The sequence below is a fragment of the Croceicoccus sp. Ery15 genome (assembly GCF_020985305.1).
Taxonomy (GTDB): Bacteria; Pseudomonadota; Alphaproteobacteria; order Sphingomonadales; family Sphingomonadaceae; genus Croceicoccus.
Genome location: NZ_CP087588.1, coordinates 2,233,727 through 2,250,241, shown reverse-complemented (window position 1 = coordinate 2,250,241; position 16,515 = coordinate 2,233,727). Strand labels below are relative to the sequence as shown.

The following is a 16,515-nucleotide window of genomic DNA, read 5'->3' as shown; positions in this document are numbered from 1 at the left end:
CATATGGTGAGACGGTTTTCAGCCCGGCCGATTACAGCCCTGCTGCCCCCGCTCGCGAAAAAGCCAGCGCAGTCCGATGGGTGTGACAATCGTGGTGACGAGCGCCATGAGGACGAGAGCGGAAAAGAGATTGGCGACGACCGTGCCGGGATAATCGAAGAGCCCTGCCTCCCATGCGATACTCACGATGATCAATTCAACCGCCCCGCGGCCGCTCATGCCGAACCCGACCCCGAGCGCCTCCTTGCGGGTGAGACCAGAAAGCAGAGCAGGAAGCCCGGCGCCAATGATCTTGCCCATAAGTGCGACTAGAATCAGCGCCAGCACGATGCCAGGAATGATGGCAAGGGCCGCGAAATCCACGCGAATACCGATCGAAAGAAAGAAAAGCGGGGCCAGCAAGCCCATCGTGAGATCGCTGACCGTTGCTTTCAGGCGCGCGAAAGAGGCTTGACCCAGGCTCTTGGCGTTGAACAGAAGGGCGGCGGCGAAGGCTCCGATGATGAAGTCCATGCCAAGCAGTTCGGCCAGCCCTGCAAACCCCAAGGCTGTCAGAATGAGCGCGGTAAACTCAGGGGCGGGAATCCGCAGGCGCGAGATCAGATTGGCGATCCTCGGCGCCCCGAAATAGCCGGCGGCAGCGACAATGAGGAAGAACAGCGCGGCTTTGCCAAGCAGCGGCAACATCGCCCCAATCCCCGGGACGGAACCTGCCGCAATTGCGCCGGTCAAGATCGCGAGGAGCACAAGTCCGATGATATCGTCGAGAATTGCAGCGGCGATCACCGTGCGACCGGTTGGGGTGTGGACCATGCCGAGATCCATGAACACGCCGATGGCGACCGGGACCGCAGAAATTGACAATGCAACGCCGACCAGCAGAGCCTGGACGAATTTCATCGGGTTGTCGGGAAGCACCCACCACGCAAGGGCCATGCCCAAAGCGAGTGGCAACAGCACGCCTCCGAGCGCCACGGCAGCCGAGCGACCCGAATGTCTGAACAGCTCTCCGGGGGCAATTTCGAGGCCGGCAAGCAGCAGCAGGAAGAAAATTCCGAACTCGGCGGCAAGGTCGAGAAAGGCGCTGCGCGACAATTCGGCGAGAAACGGAGCGTTGAGGGAGGCCGCCAAAACCGCCAGTATTAGCCCGGCCCCGATCTCCCCCACCAGCGCGGGCTGGCCGAGGCGCGTTGCAATCTCTCCGAAGGATCTCGCCGCCAGCAGCAGGAGAATGAGATGCAGCACATGCTCGATCATCGTGCGAACCCGATTGCGGCAGCTGCGACAAGGCCAACGGCGGCAGTATAGGCGAGCATTGGCACAAGCGTGACCCGGATGATCTCTCCCTCGCGCCCGACACGGCCGACGACGGCTGCAGCTGCCACCACATTGACGACCGACACCATGTTCCCCGCGCTGGCGCCAAGGATCTGGGCGCCAAGGACGGTTTCCGGTGGCAGTCCGGCCTGATTGGCTGCGGTGAACTGAAACAGGGCAAATGTCATATTGCTGAAGGTCGCGCTTCCTGAGAGAAAACTGCCCAGCGCTCCGATGAATGGTGCAATCACCGGCCAGTTCTGTCCGGCGGCATCGGCCGCAAGAACTGAAAGCGCCATTGGCATGCTGGGCAGACCGTCCGAATTGATTCCCGAATACACAAAGACGCGCACCATCGGGACCGCCGCTGCAAGCGTCACAGCGCTTGCGGCCGCGATCTTCAGGGTGTCCCGGCCAGCGCGGCGGAGCCGCTCACTGTCGAGAGGCAGAAGGAAGACGGCCAAAAGACCCGCGATCAAAAACATCGAACCCGGCAAATATAGCGGCGCAATCGCAATGTTGATCGGTGTCCCCAAGACCGAAAGCCAGGCAAACGAGACATCCTGCATGACCTGTTTAACCGGCAACAGATCTGCGCGGCTCACGAGAAGGAGCGCGGCGAGCAAGAGATAGGGTGCCCAGGCTCGCTTCAGTGTAACGCGTGACGGTTCTACGGCAATCGGCGCGCCCGAAGTGGCTGCGCCAGATCTGGGTTTGAGGAAACCGCGTTGGGCTGCTGGAACCACGAGCACGATGGCACAAAGCGCGCCGGCAAGCGCGGGAAGTTCGGGACCTAGCGTCGCACTGACGATAAAGGCAGGTATGGTGTAAGCCAGACCGGCAAACAGAGCGAACCGCCAATAGCCCAGCGCACTGGACCAGCTTCGTTCTTTGGAAAAGAACCGCGAATAGATAAGGATGAGCGCGAACGGGACGAGCGATCCGGTAGTCAGATCAATTGCAGCTGCCATCTGCGCCGAGTTTTCGATCAGATTATCGAGCCCGCCATTTGCGGCAGGTTGACGGAGTCCTTCGCGCAGCCCGATGGCCACCGGCGTACCGATCGCACCGAAGGCAACCGGGCTGCTATTGGCAATCAGTGCAAGCGACACGGCTGCCATCGGTGTGAAACGAAGCGCCACAAGCAGCGGAGCGGTAATGGCGGCCGGTGTGCCGAAACCGGCGACGCCTTCGAGGAAAGCACCGAAGGTCCAGCTGATGACGATGAGCTGGACCCGCGGTTCCGGCGATATGGCCGCGAATCCTTCGCGTATCCGGGCCATCGCCTCGCCTTCGGTAAGGAGCCTCAAGAGAAGTATCGCACCAAATATGATCCACAAGACCGAGGCCGCGATCGCCAAACCCTCGATCGAAGCGGCGAGGATTGTGCGGGGCGCCATGTGCCACAGGAAATAGCCGGCAGCGGCGGTTACGAGATAGGCCAGTGCCATGGCCCGCGATGCGGGCATCCGCAGACCGACAAGGAAAAGCAGAACCGCGAGCAGGGGCGAAAGCGCTGCAAGAAATAGGCTGAATGTAATGTCGCCCTCCGCTCGGCCGTAAGCAGCGCCAGACTGCGTCTCGTCTATCGGACGGGAAAGAGGGCCGGCGATTACGGCGGAGACAGGCGCAGAGGCACCCTCGGCCCGCATCAGCGCGGCTCGGCCCTCCCCGTCCGGGGCCAAAGGAGTCAGGCGGGCTCAGCCATTCGGCAGCATGGCTTCTCGCGCCGCTTGCTCGGCAAAGCTCGCGATAAGCTCACAGCACCTTTCCGGCTCGCGCAGAAAGGGGTGATGATCGAGCCCCTCAAGGACACAAAGCTGCACACTCGAGAAAGCTTCTGCCAGCGCTCTTACCGGCGCAAGCGGTGCCATGATGTCATCGCTCCCATGAATACAAAGCACGTTGTGAACGGGCTCTAGAATTCTCAGGTCGTCCGCAACATCATGGCGATAGACAACATCCCATAGCGACGAGGTAGATGACCTCCACGTATGCTTGACAAGGTCTTCGACGACCTCGCGCGGAATATCTCGAATGAGATAGGGCAGGATTCTCCCTAACAGGCGGCGCGTGATGATGCAGGCTAGCATGGTCAACAGGACGTTGGTGTATATGAGCCCTCCTTTAACCGGTCCCTGGCGCATATATGTATACGCCGCGTCCTGCGATCCGAAGTGAGGCAGGCTGATGAGTACGAGGCGCTCGACAGTCTCGGTATGTCTGGCCGCATAGGCTGCGGCAATCAGGGCGCCCAGCGAATGGCCAACGAGCGTTACCGGCCCGAGAGGGGCGAGAACGCGCTGCAGGGCATCGACATGCCGTTCGACGCTATACTTCACCCAGGGCTTGGGCGATCGTCCGAAGCCCAAGAGGTCGACGAGCACAATTCTATGCTCTTGCGCAAGCTCGGTTACCCGCGTCTCCCAATATCGCGTGGTCCCACCCAGCCCCGCAACGAACACCAGGGTCCGGACACCGCTTCCAAATATCTTCACAAATAGCTCAGGGTCGCGATCGCGTCTTGAAGGGAGGATCAAATCTTGCACCATTTCTCTGATTTTTCGCGCGTCGCCTGCAGGACAGACGCCTTGGCGTCGCCAAGGTTACACGGGCGGCTCAGTCTGACGAGCGCCGACGAAACCAGACAGGCATACGAGCGGATCATGGCGGCGTAAGGCTGCGTATCCTGCCGCGTCTTAACCGGGGAGACCGTAAAAAAGACAAAGGATCCCCTCGTCATGATAGCTACCCTGACGCTCAACCCGACTATCGATGGTGCGGCGCAGGCCGAGGTGGTGAAGCCGATGCACAAGATCCGCACATTCGATGAGCATTATTACCCTGGCGGAGGCGGTCTCAACGTTGCGCGCGTCATCAATGAACTCGGCGGCGAGTCCTACGCGCTTTATCTTGCAGGTGGAGCAACAGGCGGCGTGTTGCAGGAGCTCGTCAAGCAAGCAAGGGTGCGGGCCGAACGCTTCTCGATCTCCGGCTCCACGCGGATCAGCCACGCGATCTACGAACGGTCCACCAATCTCGAATTTCGCTTCGTGCCGCAGGGTCCGGAAGTCTCCGAACGCGACTGCGAAGTCGTCCTGCGAGCGCTGCAAACGCTCGATTGCAAATATCTCGTGGCAAGCGGGAGTCTTCCGCGCGGCCTGCGTAGCGATATCTACGCCGTCGTCGGTGCGATTTGCCAGCGCCGAGGCATCAAGCTGGTACTGGACAGTTCTGGAGACGCTCTGCGGCATGGCATTGGTGGCGGCGTTCACCTGGCAAAGCCGAGCCTAGGCGAACTCGAAACGCTCGTCGGCCGAAGGCTGGCGACCGCGGCAGAGCAGGAAACGGCGGCCCAAGCCATCGTGCGCGATAATGGCCTCGACATGCTCGCTCTCACTCTGGGGCGCGATGGCGCCATGCTTGTAACGCCCGAGAAGACCGTGATGCACGCCGCCCCGAAGATCAATGCACAAAGCGCCGTCGGTGCGGGAGACAGCTTCCTTGCCGCAATGACCGTTCGCCTTGCCGCAGGCGACGCGCCCGAGGCGGCCTTTCTTTACGGCATGGCAGCTGGCGCTGCCACGGCGCTTACACCAGGAACTTCGCTATGCAAGCGCAGCGATGTCGAGCGGCTCTATGCCGAACTCAGAGCGCGCAGCGAGGGCTAGGGTGGCAGGCAAGCAACTGTAAGAGCCAGCGCTCATTACCGTCTTGATCCAGAAGCACTATGGTTCAGCCTAGAGGGAATTCGCTTTGGCAACACTCACTTTAGAAGTCGGAAATCTCTTTGAAGAACTCGATCACCTCGGCGTGGAGAAGCAGCTGCGGCATGAAGCCGGCGTAAGCCGAGCCACTGCAAACCCCGCGGGGGGCAGCGTGACCGTGGAATACGACCCTGCGCAGACCGATGGGACGCGGCTTCAGAGCCTGATCAAAAGCTGCGGTTTCCGCTGCCGTGGCGGCATCATGCCGAAGCATGTCTGTAAACCGGCGGAAGCAAATCTTTCGGAATCCGGCACGGGACCGGGGCGCGGTGCGGACAGCAGGGGAGAACAGGCAGTTCACCACGACCACCGCCAAGGCGGGGCGAAGGACGAAATGGCCCAGGAAATGGGCCACGGGGCAGGCATGGACATGCAGGAGATGGTACGCGACATGCGCAACCGTTTCTGGATTGCCTTCATCTTCACGATCCCGATTTTCATCTACTCCCCGATGGGCGGGTTTTTCACTCCTCCGGCCCCGCCGTTCGGCATGAATCTTGAGCTTTTTCTGTTCGGCCTGGCGAGCGCGGCCGTGCTCTATCCGGTCTGGCCATTTGTGGTCGCTGCATGGCGCGCCCTTCGCAATGGCATTCTCAATATGGCCGTGCTTGTCGTGCTTTCGGTCGGCACCGGCTATCTCTTCAGCGTCGGATCGACATTTTTCTTTCCCGGCGTGCAATTCTATGAGGCCGTCGCCATCCTGCTCGTGTTCATCCTCCTCGGGCACTGGCTGGAAATGCGCGCGCGCGCGGGCGCGTCGGCGGCGATCCGGGCTCTGCTCGACCTGGCCCCGCCAATGGCGGTCGTTCTGCGCGATGGCGAGGAGCAGGAAATCCCAACGGCCGACGTCCTTGAAGGCGACACCGTGCTCATCCGCCCGGGCAACAAGATCCCCGTAGACGGGGAGGTATTGGAAGGCAGCTCCCAGGTCGATGAATCGATGCTGACCGGTGAATCCATGCCGGTCGCAAAAGGACCCGGTGACGAGGTCATCGGAGCGACCATCAACAAGAGCGGCAGTTTCCGCTACCGGGCGACCAAGGTCGGCGCTGACACGGCGCTCGCGCAAATCGTGAAGCTCGTGCAGGAGGCGCAGAATTCCAAGGCGCCCGCGCAATTGCTCGCCGACCGCGCGTCGCAATGGCTTGTTCTGATCGCGATCGTCATTGGCCTCGGAACGTTTGCTGTCTGGTTCTGGTGGATCGGTGAAACATTGCTGTTTGCCGTGACCCTGACAATCACGGTCTTCGTGATCGCCTGCCCCGATGCGCTCGGACTGGCCACACCGATGGCGGTCATGGTCGGCACCGGGCTCGGCGCAAGTCGCGGCATTCTGTTCAAGAACGCGTCGGCGCTGGAAGACGCCACAAAGCTCAATGTCGTTATCTTCGACAAGACCGGCACCTTGACGATGGGCGAACCGCGCGTCGTGGATATCGTGGCCGCCGAGGGCCGCATGCCCGAACAAGTGTTGCTACTGGCCGCTGCGGTCGAAAAGGGATCGGAGCATCCGCTCGCCCTTGCGATCCTTGACAAGGCCGAAGGACTGAAGATCCCCGAAGCGCGCGATTTTCTCAACCGCGACGGGAGAGGGGCGCAGGCGGAGGTCAACGGCGATACCGTTTTCCTCGGCAACCGCCGGCTGATGGACGAAGAATCAATCTCACTGGGAGGGCTGGCTGACAAGGCCGAGGAACTCAAGGGAGCGGGCCGCACGGTCGTCCATGTCGCTCACCAGGGGATTCTTGTAGGCCTGATCGCGATCGCCGATGCGCCGCGTCCGACGGCCAAGGCCGCGATTGCCCGGCTACATGACAAGGGCGTCGAGGTCGCCATGCTCACCGGCGACAATGAGGGTACCGCGCGGCGCGTGGCCGAGGAACTGGGTATCGACATCGTGCTCGCCGATGTGCTTCCCGGCCAGAAGGCCGACAAGGTGAAAGAGCTTCAGGCGCAAGGAAAAAGAGTCGGAATGGTCGGGGATGGCATCAATGATGCGCCTGCCCTGACCCAGGCCGATGTGGGCTTTGCGATCGGGGCCGGTACCGATGTGGCCATGGAAAGCGCAGACGTCGTGCTGATGCGAAGTGATCCCTACGATGTTGTGGGCGCGGTGGAGCTGTCGCGTGCGACGCTGCGAAAGATGCATCAGAACCTGTTCTGGGCGGTCGCCTACAACGTCATCGCCTTTCCCGCCGCCGCCGGTGTCTTCTATCCGTTCATTATCAGTCCCGCTGTCGCAGCAATCGCGATGTCCGGCAGTTCCGTCCTTGTCGCGGTCAATGCCCTGCTGCTCAAACGCACCCGCCTAGACAGCTATAAGCCTGAAAATTTTGCCGAAGAGGCCCCCACACCGCCTGTTACCGGTCAGGCGAGTGCCTGAGTGTCAGGCCTTGATGCCGTCCAAGTGTCCTTCACTGCAAGAGCGTCCGACGCCTCATTCGCTCGGCAGGGCACGGGCCAACAGCCGGTCGGTGTCAAGCGAAGCATTCGCTCCGCCATAAAGAAACGCACGGTTGTCGGGGTCGAGCCGCGTCACGCAGAACCCGGCGAGAACGGCAGATGGTGCATCGCGGAGGCAGACTGCCTCGAGCGACAGCGCGACCGTCTCGACGAAGGCGCGCGCTTCGGATTCCGCGGGGACACCATTGACACGAATGCCGTCGAGGCGATCGATGGCCGCATCGAGCAGCGGATGCGCGCCCTGCGCCCGGCCAAGCTCCGCGCGCAGGGCTTCCCACGCTTGCGGTTCGCGCGTGAGCGCGCGGAGGGCATCGAGCGCGATCACGTTACCCGACCCCTCCCAGATCGCATTCAGAGGGCTCTGCCGAAAAAGGCGCGGCATGGGCCCCTCTTCCACAAAGCCGGCGCCGCCAAGACACTCAAGCGCTTCGTAGACGAAGCCGGGTTGACGTTTGCAGACCCAATATTTTGCGATCGGTGTCGCGAGGCGCGCAAAGGCCGCTTCGCGTTCGTCGCCGGCCTGCGCAGCGTCGAACGCCGAGGCGATGCGGATCATCAGCGCCGTCGCGGCCTCGACCTCGAGCGCGAGGTCGGCGAGAACACCGCGCATGGCGGGCTGGTCGGCCAATTGGCGCTGGAAGGCCGTGCGGTGCCGCGTATGCCATGCGGCTTGCGTAAGAGCTGCACGCATTCCCGCGGCGGACCCTGCAATGCAGTCGAGCCGTGTACCCTGCACCATATCGATGATGGTCCGTATGCCCCTACCTTCTTCCCCGACACGCTGGGCCCAGGCGCCGTGATATTCGATCTCGGACGAGGCGTTGGAGCGGTCGCCGAGCTTGTCTTTGAGCCGCATGATGTGAATGGCATTGCGGGTCCCGTCGGGGCGCCAGCGCGGCACGAGAAAGCAGGTCAGACCGCCTTCTGCGTAGGCGAGGGTCAGAAAGGCGTCGGACATCGGGGCGGAACAGAACCACTTGTGGCCGATCAGCTCATATTCCCCCGTGCCGAGCGCATGCGCGCGTGTAGTATTCGCGCGAACGTCGCTACCGCCCTGCTTCTCGGTCATCGCCATGCCCATTGTCGCGCCAGTCTTCTCAGCCGCCGGGATAAACCGCGGGTCATATCGGCCGCTGGTAACGCGCGGCTCCCATTCAGCGGCTACGGCCGGTTCGGCGCGGAGCGCGGGAACGACCGCGTAAGTCATCGACATCGGGCAGGCCGTGCCCGCGTCGGCCTGGGTCATGAGGTAGAGGAGCGAAGCGTGCAGCGTATGACCCGCCTGTTCGGCGGTCCAGGCCGCCCCCGACACGCCCGATTCAAGACCGAGGCGCATGAGTTGGTGGTAGGCGGGATGAAACTCGACTTCGTCGATCCGGTGGCCGAAGCGGTCGAAGGTTTTCAGCTTTGGCGGATTTTCGTTGGCAAGGCGCCCCCATTCGAGCGCCTCGAAACTGCCGACGCGTTTGCCAAATACAGCAAGCTGGTCGCGGTGCGCAGCCGCCCCGTTTCGTTCGAGTGCGCTTTGCAGAGGAACGTCGAGCTCGAAGGCGTTGAAATCCACAAGGGGTGGAGGCTGGTTGAGCACCTCATGCGTGGCAAGCTGGTCTGGCAAAGAGATTCTCGGCATATCCGAGTCTCGCCGAGACAGCGAAAAAGCGCAACTCCTCACTGGGCGAAGTGCTTTATCTGCCCATTATTGATGGAACCGAATGATGCCATGCGATGACAAGACCGACAGCTGTGCTGCAGAACAGGCTGAAGGGAAGGCGGCGGACTGGGCCAATGCCGAGTGCATGTGCGTAACGCTCGACCGGCAGCGTTTGGCGACCCTCCTCGATACGGAACTCGGCGAGAGCGGAGCCGGCGACACCCTCCTTGCATCACAGTCGAACCTTTTCGCCAACGCCCCGGTTTTCATCGATCCAGCTACGCTTTCGGCCATGACGGAGGTTGTGACGGCCATCGAGACCGTCGCCAAAACCCCCGCCTTCCGCTCGGTTGTCATGGGCTGGGCGCCTTCGTCAGCCGCCCGAGATTTCGGGCCCAAAGGGGTTCTTATGGGCTACGACTTCCATCTCACCGCCAACGGTCCGCGGCTCATCGAGATCAACACCAATGCCGGCGGCGCTTTTCTGAACGCCTTGCTTGCCGATGCGCAAACCCAATGCTGCAGGGAAACACGACCGGCTCTGGCCGCAGACATCTCACAGGACACGTTTCGGACAAGAATTGCCCGGATGTTCGAGGAGGAGTGGCATGCGCAGGATCGTGCCGGTGAGCTCGAATCCATCGCCATCGTCGATGATGATCCTGAAGGACAGCCGCTTTTTCCCGAATTTCTCGCAGCAAGGACCCTGTTGCAGGAGCACGGATATGAAGCGGTGGTCGCCGGGCCCGAGGACCTCGAGCTCTCCCCCGCCGGATTACTCTTCGAGGGCAGGAAAATCGATCTTGTGTATAATCGCCTGGTCGATTTCTCGCTCGATCGCCCGGAGAGCCGGACCCTTCGGGAAGCCTATATGACAGGCCGCGTCGTGCTCTCGCCAAATCCGCATATCCATGCGCTCTATGCCGACAAGCGGAACCTCTGCCTGCTTTCCGATCCGGATTGGCTGGCTTCGTGCGGTTTGAGCGAACGCGAGAAAAAAGTGATCCTCGCCGCGGTGCCGAAAACAGCAATCGTCGATCGTTTTAACGCCGAGAAATTCTGGTCCGAACGGCGAGACTGGTTTTTCAAACCTGCCCGCGGTTATGGCAGCAAGGCCGCCTATCGCGGAGCGAAGCTGACGAAGCGGGTCTGGTCCGAGATCGTCGAGGGCGGCTATGTCGCGCAGCGGTTTACGCCTCCGAGCACGCGCAAGGTCCGCCTTGAGACGGATATCGTCGAGCTCAAAGTGGATGTGCGGCTTTATACCTATGCCGGAGAAATACTGTTGCGCGCGGCACGGCTCTACCATGGCCAGGCGACAAATATGCGAACCCCGGGTGGCGGCTTTTCGCCGATCCTTCCCATGCCGGATGCGCCTGACAGCGGATTCCGGTAAGTTCGAAAGGATAAACTGTAATTCCCGCCACGTGCTCCCGTCTGTTGGGGGTTACGCATCTATCCGATTGGCGGGGAACACGTCTGGTGAGCTACAAACTAAGTTTTCTAGGAGCAGCTGGAACGGTCACCGGATCGAAATATCTTCTGCAGACGCCTGATCACAGGATCCTAATCGATTGCGGTCTCTTTCAGGGTTTCAAACAGCTTCGTGAGCGCAACTGGAAGCCGTTTCCGGTCGATCCGGCGTCAATCGATGCGGTCCTCCTCACACATGCTCACCTTGATCATTCAGGCTACGTTCCTGCCCTGATCCGCGACGGGTTTAAGGGGCGAGTGCTGAGCACGCACGCAACGCTCAAACTGTGCGAATTGCTGCTTCCCGACAGCGGTTATTTGATGGAGGCCGACGCCCGCTATGCAAAAAGGAAAGGGTACAGCAAGCACAAGTCGCCTCGGCCCCTATACACCCAGGCCGATGCGAAAGCCGCGTTGAAGTCATTCCGGCCTGTGCCCTTCCAGCAGCTGGTCGAAGTTACGCGCGATTGCAAGGCGATCTTCCGGCCGATGGGCCATATTCTCGGCGCATCAAGTATCGAGCTGCAGTGCGGCGATATGAAGATTGTCTTCTCGGGTGACATCGGCCGCTATGGCAGCGCCACGATGGTCGACCCCGTGCCGGTTCCAGAGGCCGATTACATCGTCACCGAATCCACATACGGCAATCGCCATCATGGCGAGGCCGATCCTGAAAGTGTACTCGAAGACGTTGTCGGAAGAACGGTCCAGCGCGGCGGGTCGGTCATCATTCCTTCCTTCGCGATCGGGCGCGCCCAGACGCTCCTCTACCATCTCGGTCAGTTGCGGCAGCAAGGCCGCCTGCCGCAAATCCCGATCTATCTCGACAGTCCCATGGCGGTGAACGCCAGCTCGATTTTCTGTGACCATCTCGGCGAACACCGGCTCACCGAAAAGCAATGCCGCGATGCCTGCGGAATTGCCGAATATGTTCGCGAAGCCGAAGATTCGAAGCAGCTCAATCGCAGCGCCATGCCGAAGATCATCATTTCAGCGAGCGGCATGGCAACCGGCGGGCGGATTCTCCACCACCTCAAACACTATGCCCCCAGTCACCGCAACACGATCATTTTGGCAGGGTTTCAGGCTGGCGGCACGCGGGGCGCAGCCCTGCGCGATGGCGCGACTGAACTGAAAATCCACGGCAGCTATATCCCCGTTCGCGCCGAGGTGGCACAGCTCGACATGCTCTCGGCCCATGCCGACCAGGACGAGCTGCTGCGATGGCTTGAAGGTTTCCGGTCCTCCCCGCAGCAGGTCTTCGTAACCCATGGAGAACCCGGTGCGTCCGACACCCTAAGACATCTTGTTACCGAACGTCTTGGCTGGAATGCGCGCGTCCCCGAGCACGCCGAAGAGGTCGTGCTTTCATGAGAGAGGGTGTCCTTACCCCCACCTCCTCCACGGATGCACTTGCTCATCCGTTGCGCGCGCGCGCCTTACCGATCGAAACCGCTGGCGAAGCGATGATCTTCATGCATGAGGATTGTCCGGTTGCGCGGTCCGAAGGGTTCCGCGCCCGCGCCCGGGTGGAACTTGTCGCGCGAGGAAGAACGGTGTTGGCGACGCTTTACCGGGCCACTGATAATCTCCTGGCCGATGATGAAGTGGGTCTGCCTCATCGGCTGATGGCACGGCTTTCGCTCGCCGAAGGCGAAGAGCTTCAGGTCAGGCATCCTCAGCCGTTGTCGTCGCTCAGCCACGTTAGAGCTAAACTCTATGGCCACCGGCTTGATGACAACCGACTGGGACACATCATCGCCGATATCGCGGACGGTCGGTATTCGGATGTCGACATCGCCGCGTTCGTCTCCGCATTCGCTGCGCAACCGGCACAAGGTGAGGAAACCGCCGCCCTCACCCGAGCGATGCTCGCTGCAGGCGACCGGCTCGAATGGAATGCCGACCGCGTGATGGACAAACATTGCGTCGGCGGGCTGCCGGGCAATCGGACAACACCAATCGTGGTCAGTATTGTCGCAGCCGCCGGGCTCACGATGCCAAAAACGTCATCCAGGGCGATCACGTCACCGGCCGGCACTGCGGATGCGATGGAGACCATGGCGCCTGTAACGCTCGATGTGGCGGCCATGCAGAAAGTGGTCGAGCGCGAAGGCGGCTGCATCGTTTGGGGCGGCAGCGTCAATCTCAGTCCTGCAGATGACGTCCTCATTCGGATCGAGCGGGCTCTGGATGTTGATAGCGATGCGCAACTTGTCGCTTCGGTGCTCTCCAAGAAACTTGCTGCCGGATCGACGCACGTATTGCTTGACCTACCAGTAGGGCCAACCGCGAAGATCAGGAGCACGGGAGACGCCGATGCCCTGGCGCGGCTGCTCAAGGACGTGGCGCTGCAATGCGGACTGCACGTCACGACGGTCCAGACCGACGGGACCCAGCCAGTGGGACGCGGGATCGGGCCGGCTTTGGAGGCACATGATGTCCTTGCGGTTCTGGCCAACCGCGACGACGCGCCGCAGGATCTCAAAGCTCGCGCGCTGGCGCTGGCTGCCGGCATCCTCGAATTGAGCGGCGCACCACGCTCCGATGCTCTCCATCGGGCGACGCAATTGCTGGTCGAGGGGCGCGCAGAAAGCAAATTTCTTGCTATCTGCGAGGCCCAGGGCGGCTTCAAAGAGCCAGGGCGGGCGCTCCAGACGCGCGAATTCCTCGCCGCGCGCGCAGGACGGGTAGCCACCTTCGACAACCGCCTGCTTGCGCGCACTGCCAAACTCGCTGGCGCACCGCAGCGCGCGACGGCCGGTATCGCTCTGCATGTCCAGTCGGGCGACTTGGTTGAGCAAGGGCAGCCACTCTTCACCATTCACGGCGAAAGCATGGGCGAGCTTGATTATGCTTTCGCCTTTGCTTTGCGCAACAGCGATATGATCAGATTGGAGGCACAATGAGCAGGGTCGTCTTTTCCCTTAGCGCGGCACCGGGCATGGCCGAAGGACTTGCCCGGTGTTTCGAGGCCGATCTCGGCGAACTCGAGACGCGCCGGTTCCCCGATGGAGAAACCTACCTGCGGATCGCCACACCCGTAAGTGGCCGCGATGTAGTCCTGCTTTGCACTCTTGATCGGCCCGATGCGAAAATCGCGCCATTGCTTTTTGCGGCGGATGCGCTGCGCGATCAGGGCGCACGCAGCATCGCGCTCGTCGCGCCGTATCTAGCCTATATGCGCCAGGACAAGGCGTTCAATCCGGGCGAGGCCATCACATCCATGTCGTTCTCGCGGCTGCTGTCGTTCTATTTCGATTTCCTCGTCACCGTCGATCCCCACCTGCACCGCATCGACAATCTCGACGAGATTTATTCGGTGCCGAGCAAGGTCGTGCCCGCAGCACCGGCGATCGCGGATTGGCTAAAAGCCAACATTCCGGACGCTTTCGTCATCGGGCCCGACGAGGAGAGCGAACAATGGGTGCTCGATGTCGCAGACAGGGCAGGGATCCCTTCAGCCGTTCTGGAGAAGAAACGCTGGGGCGACTTCGATGTGGCGATCAGCGGCGGGAGCCTTCCCGATATGGACGACAAACAACCCGTCATCATCGACGATATTGCCTCTAGTGCGCGAACGCTCGTCGAAACAGTCAAGCTGCTCTCGAAGGCTGGGACACAGCCGCCGGTGTGCGTTGTGGTCCACCCCATCTTTGCCGGCGATGCATATGACGAGCTCCTGCAGGCCGGGGCCAAGCGCGTGATCAGCGTCAATGCCATCGCGCATCCAACCAACGCGGTGGATATTTCGCCGGCACTCGCCGAGGCTTTGTGCGCATGGAGCGTCCAGAACGATGAGCTGATCGGAGCCGGCCACTAATCCCACCCTTTCGGCGTAACGAAAGCGCCGCAACCACCAACTGGAGTTCATTTTCAATGACAAAGGAGCCAAACAAGATCTCGGTAGGGGTCGTAGGAGCAGGGGTAATCGGTCGCCGCGTTGTCGGCGCCGTAAGGCTGCAACCCGATATGGCATTGGCCGGTGTCGCCGACGTCGCCGCCGATTGGCGGATCGCAATGCTCGCGAAGGACGGCGTTCGCCTGTTCGCGGCCATTTCGCAGGCCTCGCAAACCTTGCCGGAGTCGGGTCTCGACGTTGCGGGTTCGCTAGAGGATCTCATCGCGGCAAGCGACGTCATTGTCGACTGCACACCCAAGGGCATCGGTGCCCAGAACGCAAACATCTATCGCCGCGCCGGGAAGCCATTCATCGTGCAGGGAGGCGAGAAGCACGACGTGGCGGGGCACTCATTCGTCGCCGAAGCAACCTACGGGAGCGCATTCGGACGCGATGCGACACGGGTCGTGTCATGCAACACCACGTCGATTGTCCGCACCCTAGGGGCGCTGAAGCGCGCAGGCCTGCTCAAAAAAGCGCGCGGGACACTTATGCGCCGGGCCACCGACCCCTGGGAGAGCCATCTCGGGGGGATCATGAACACGCTCGTGCCCGAGCCGACAATCCCGAGCCATCAGGGGCCGGATGCCCGGCATGTGGATCCGGAACTCGATGTGGTGACGATTGCGATCAAGGTTCCTGAGACCCTGGCTCATCTACACAGCTGGTATGTCGAGCTCACCCGGCCGGCGACAAAGGAGGAAGTCCTCGACGCATTTGCGGCCTCGCCAAGAATTCTGCTCATCGATGAAGACAGCGGACTGTCAGCACTCAACAGCGTCAAAGAGGCGATGGCGATGGAGGGGCGGCCCAATGCAGACCTCTACGAGGTGGCCCTCTGGAGCAACATTCTCGCGGTCGATGGAACCGAACTGTGCTACAATTACATGGTCGACAACCAAGCCATCGTCATCCCTGAAACGATAGATGCGATCCGTGCCCTGGCGTCGAGCGAGGAGCAGCCCGAGGTCTCGATGCGATTGACAAACAAGACGCTTGGTATCGGAGCAGACGAGCTGAGATTGTAGCGATTGAAGGCAAGAGCGAAGCCAATGACGAACGCCCCCACGGACCGGCCACGATGCAAGCCAAAGACGCGATCCTCCGGCCTGGAAGAGCGAGCGATCGACGAAGCTTTGATCGAAACGTTTCCCGCAAGCGACCCGCCGGCCTGGACCTTAGGCGTCGACAGCCATCCACGCCAAAACGATAAAGCTACACAGCCATACAGCCCAGGAGACGCGCGGCCGAAGGAGGGAGACTAGCATCGCCCAGATAGTGCGGCCCCGACAGTCCGCGTCTACAGCGCGGGCGCTTGCTCCTTCTCTTGCTGGCATTCGCAATCGAGGAAACCGTGAATGACACAGGTGCGGCACATCTGGAGCAGGCGCGTGCGAAGTGCGCCGCGCGCACGATGAAGACGCACGTTGATATTGTTGACACTCGTATCGAGCGCGCTGGCAATGCTTTCACGCGGCTCCTCGAGCAAATCAGCGCGCCAGATGACTTCGGCATAGTCCGGCCTGAGCGTTGGCAGGAGGCGATAGAGACAGTTGCATACGGCAGCCTCCATCTCCGCGTCAGAAACGACCTCCGCTTCTGCGAGTTCGGCAAGTTCCTGAGGATCAATGGCGGTTTCGTGTTTACGGCCGCGCGCAGCCTGTCGGTAAAAGTCGGCAATCGTCGTCGCCAGCACTCGGGAGAGCCATCCCTTGACCGAACCCACGTTCCGCAGGTCCCCAGCCCGCTCGATCGCGCGAAGCATGAAACGCTGAAGAACTTCCTCCGCCTCCTGACGCCCCCGCATACGGCCGATGAGGAAACGCAGCATATCTTCGTGGCTATCCACCAGGGCCCGGCGTACTGCTTCATCCATCGGTCGCAACGCCTCCTCAGACCCGTCAGCTTTATCGGCTTTATTTTCGATCATGGAAAACCCCGAA

The 16,515-nt window shown here is 61.4% G+C and carries 12 protein-coding genes; 7 read left to right on the top strand and 5 right to left on the bottom strand.

The window, feature by feature from the left end; translation table 11 throughout:
• Nucleotides 1–18 precede the first annotated feature (18 nt).
• The 3 genes from LOZ77_RS10935 to LOZ77_RS10925 all read right to left on the bottom strand — a co-directional run bounded on the left by LOZ77_RS10935 (nt 19) and on the right by LOZ77_RS10925 (nt 3,869).
• Entirely contained in the window at nt 19–1,257 is a 1,239-nt protein-coding gene (locus tag LOZ77_RS10935; protein ID WP_047822095.1) for a cation:proton antiporter, read from the bottom strand.
• Nucleotides 1,254–2,858 (bottom strand): L-lactate permease, encoded by a 1,605-nt coding sequence (locus LOZ77_RS10930; protein ID WP_253523032.1) that lies wholly within the window; start codon nt 2,856–2,858, stop codon nt 1,254–1,256. The genes LOZ77_RS10935 and LOZ77_RS10930 overlap by 4 nt, the downstream gene beginning before the upstream one ends.
• Nucleotides 2,859–3,017: 159 nt before the next feature.
• Nucleotides 3,018–3,869 carry an alpha/beta fold hydrolase gene (locus LOZ77_RS10925; RefSeq protein WP_088712493.1) on the bottom strand — a complete coding sequence of 284 codons (852 nt, stop codon included), beginning with the start codon at nt 3,867–3,869 and terminating at the stop codon, nt 3,018–3,020.
• A 189-nt stretch (nt 3,870–4,058) separates the two neighbouring features.
• On the opposite strand from LOZ77_RS10925, the gene LOZ77_RS10920 reads away from it, so the two are divergent.
• Together LOZ77_RS10920 and LOZ77_RS10915 are read left to right on the top strand one after the other, a co-directional pair.
• Nucleotides 4,059–4,988, top strand: a complete 930-nt coding sequence (locus tag LOZ77_RS10920; protein WP_230279179.1) for a 1-phosphofructokinase family hexose kinase — start codon at nt 4,059–4,061, stop codon at nt 4,986–4,988.
• Between the two features lie 85 nt (nt 4,989–5,073).
• The gene (locus tag LOZ77_RS10915) at nt 5,074–7,467 is read left to right on the top strand and encodes a cation-translocating P-type ATPase (protein ID WP_088712491.1); all 2,394 of its coding nucleotides are present in this window, start codon (nt 5,074–5,076) and stop codon (nt 7,465–7,467) included.
• A 54-nt stretch (nt 7,468–7,521) separates the two neighbouring features.
• On the opposite strand, the gene LOZ77_RS10910 is transcribed toward LOZ77_RS10915, so the two are convergent.
• A complete protein-coding gene (locus LOZ77_RS10910; protein WP_088712490.1) occupies nt 7,522–9,177 on the bottom strand; it encodes an acyl-CoA dehydrogenase family protein in 1,656 nt (551 codons plus the stop codon).
• 82 nt (nt 9,178–9,259) lie between these two features.
• Here LOZ77_RS10910 and LOZ77_RS10905 point away from each other — a divergent pair, with 82 nt between their 5' ends.
• From LOZ77_RS10905 to LOZ77_RS10885, 5 genes are all read left to right on the top strand, one after another.
• Nucleotides 9,260–10,594 carry a hypothetical protein gene (locus LOZ77_RS10905; protein ID WP_230279177.1) on the top strand — a complete coding sequence of 445 codons (1,335 nt, stop codon included), beginning with the start codon at nt 9,260–9,262 and terminating at the stop codon, nt 10,592–10,594.
• A gap of 86 nt (nt 10,595–10,680) precedes the next feature.
• A complete protein-coding gene (locus tag LOZ77_RS10900; protein ID WP_088712489.1) occupies nt 10,681–12,045 on the top strand; it encodes an MBL fold metallo-hydrolase RNA specificity domain-containing protein in 1,365 nt (454 codons plus the stop codon).
• Entirely contained in the window at nt 12,042–13,580 is a 1,539-nt protein-coding gene (locus LOZ77_RS10895) for a thymidine phosphorylase family protein (RefSeq protein ID WP_088712488.1), read from the top strand. The genes LOZ77_RS10900 and LOZ77_RS10895 overlap by 4 nt, the downstream gene beginning before the upstream one ends.
• Nucleotides 13,577–14,494, top strand: a complete 918-nt coding sequence (locus tag LOZ77_RS10890) for a ribose-phosphate pyrophosphokinase (protein ID WP_230279176.1) — start codon at nt 13,577–13,579, stop codon at nt 14,492–14,494. Before LOZ77_RS10895 ends, LOZ77_RS10890 begins: the two co-directional genes overlap by 4 nt.
• A gap of 56 nt (nt 14,495–14,550) precedes the next feature.
• Nucleotides 14,551–15,600, top strand: coding sequence for a type II glyceraldehyde-3-phosphate dehydrogenase (locus tag LOZ77_RS10885; protein WP_230279175.1), 1,050 nt, complete (start codon nt 14,551–14,553; stop codon nt 15,598–15,600).
• 272 nt (nt 15,601–15,872) lie between these two features.
• Here the strand turns inward: LOZ77_RS10885 and LOZ77_RS10880 are convergent, their stop codons facing one another.
• Nucleotides 15,873–16,502 (bottom strand): RNA polymerase sigma factor, encoded by a 630-nt coding sequence (locus LOZ77_RS10880; RefSeq protein ID WP_230279174.1) that lies wholly within the window; start codon nt 16,500–16,502, stop codon nt 15,873–15,875.
• Nucleotides 16,503–16,515: the final 13 nt, after the last annotated feature.

Excerpts from the sequence above, each read along its gene's own strand:
- LOZ77_RS10920 (WP_230279179.1), top strand. The coding sequence starts at position 4,059 with ATGATAGCTACCCTGACGCTCAACCCGACTATCGATGGTGCGGCGCAG.
- LOZ77_RS10925 (WP_088712493.1), bottom strand. The coding sequence starts at position 3,869 with ATGGTGCAAGATTTGATCCTCCCTTCAAGACGCGATCGCGACCCTGAG.
- LOZ77_RS10895 (WP_088712488.1), top strand. The coding sequence starts at position 12,042 with ATGAGAGAGGGTGTCCTTACCCCCACCTCCTCCACGGATGCACTTGCT.
- LOZ77_RS10890 (WP_230279176.1), top strand. The coding sequence starts at position 13,577 with ATGAGCAGGGTCGTCTTTTCCCTTAGCGCGGCACCGGGCATGGCCGAA.
- LOZ77_RS10885 (WP_230279175.1), top strand. The coding sequence starts at position 14,551 with ATGACAAAGGAGCCAAACAAGATCTCGGTAGGGGTCGTAGGAGCAGGG.
- LOZ77_RS10935 (WP_047822095.1), bottom strand. The coding sequence starts at position 1,257 with ATGATCGAGCATGTGCTGCATCTCATTCTCCTGCTGCTGGCGGCGAGA.
- LOZ77_RS10905 (WP_230279177.1), top strand. The coding sequence starts at position 9,260 with ATGATGCCATGCGATGACAAGACCGACAGCTGTGCTGCAGAACAGGCT.
- LOZ77_RS10880 (WP_230279174.1), bottom strand. The coding sequence starts at position 16,502 with ATGATCGAAAATAAAGCCGATAAAGCTGACGGGTCTGAGGAGGCGTTG.
- LOZ77_RS10910 (WP_088712490.1), bottom strand. The coding sequence starts at position 9,177 with ATGCCGAGAATCTCTTTGCCAGACCAGCTTGCCACGCATGAGGTGCTC.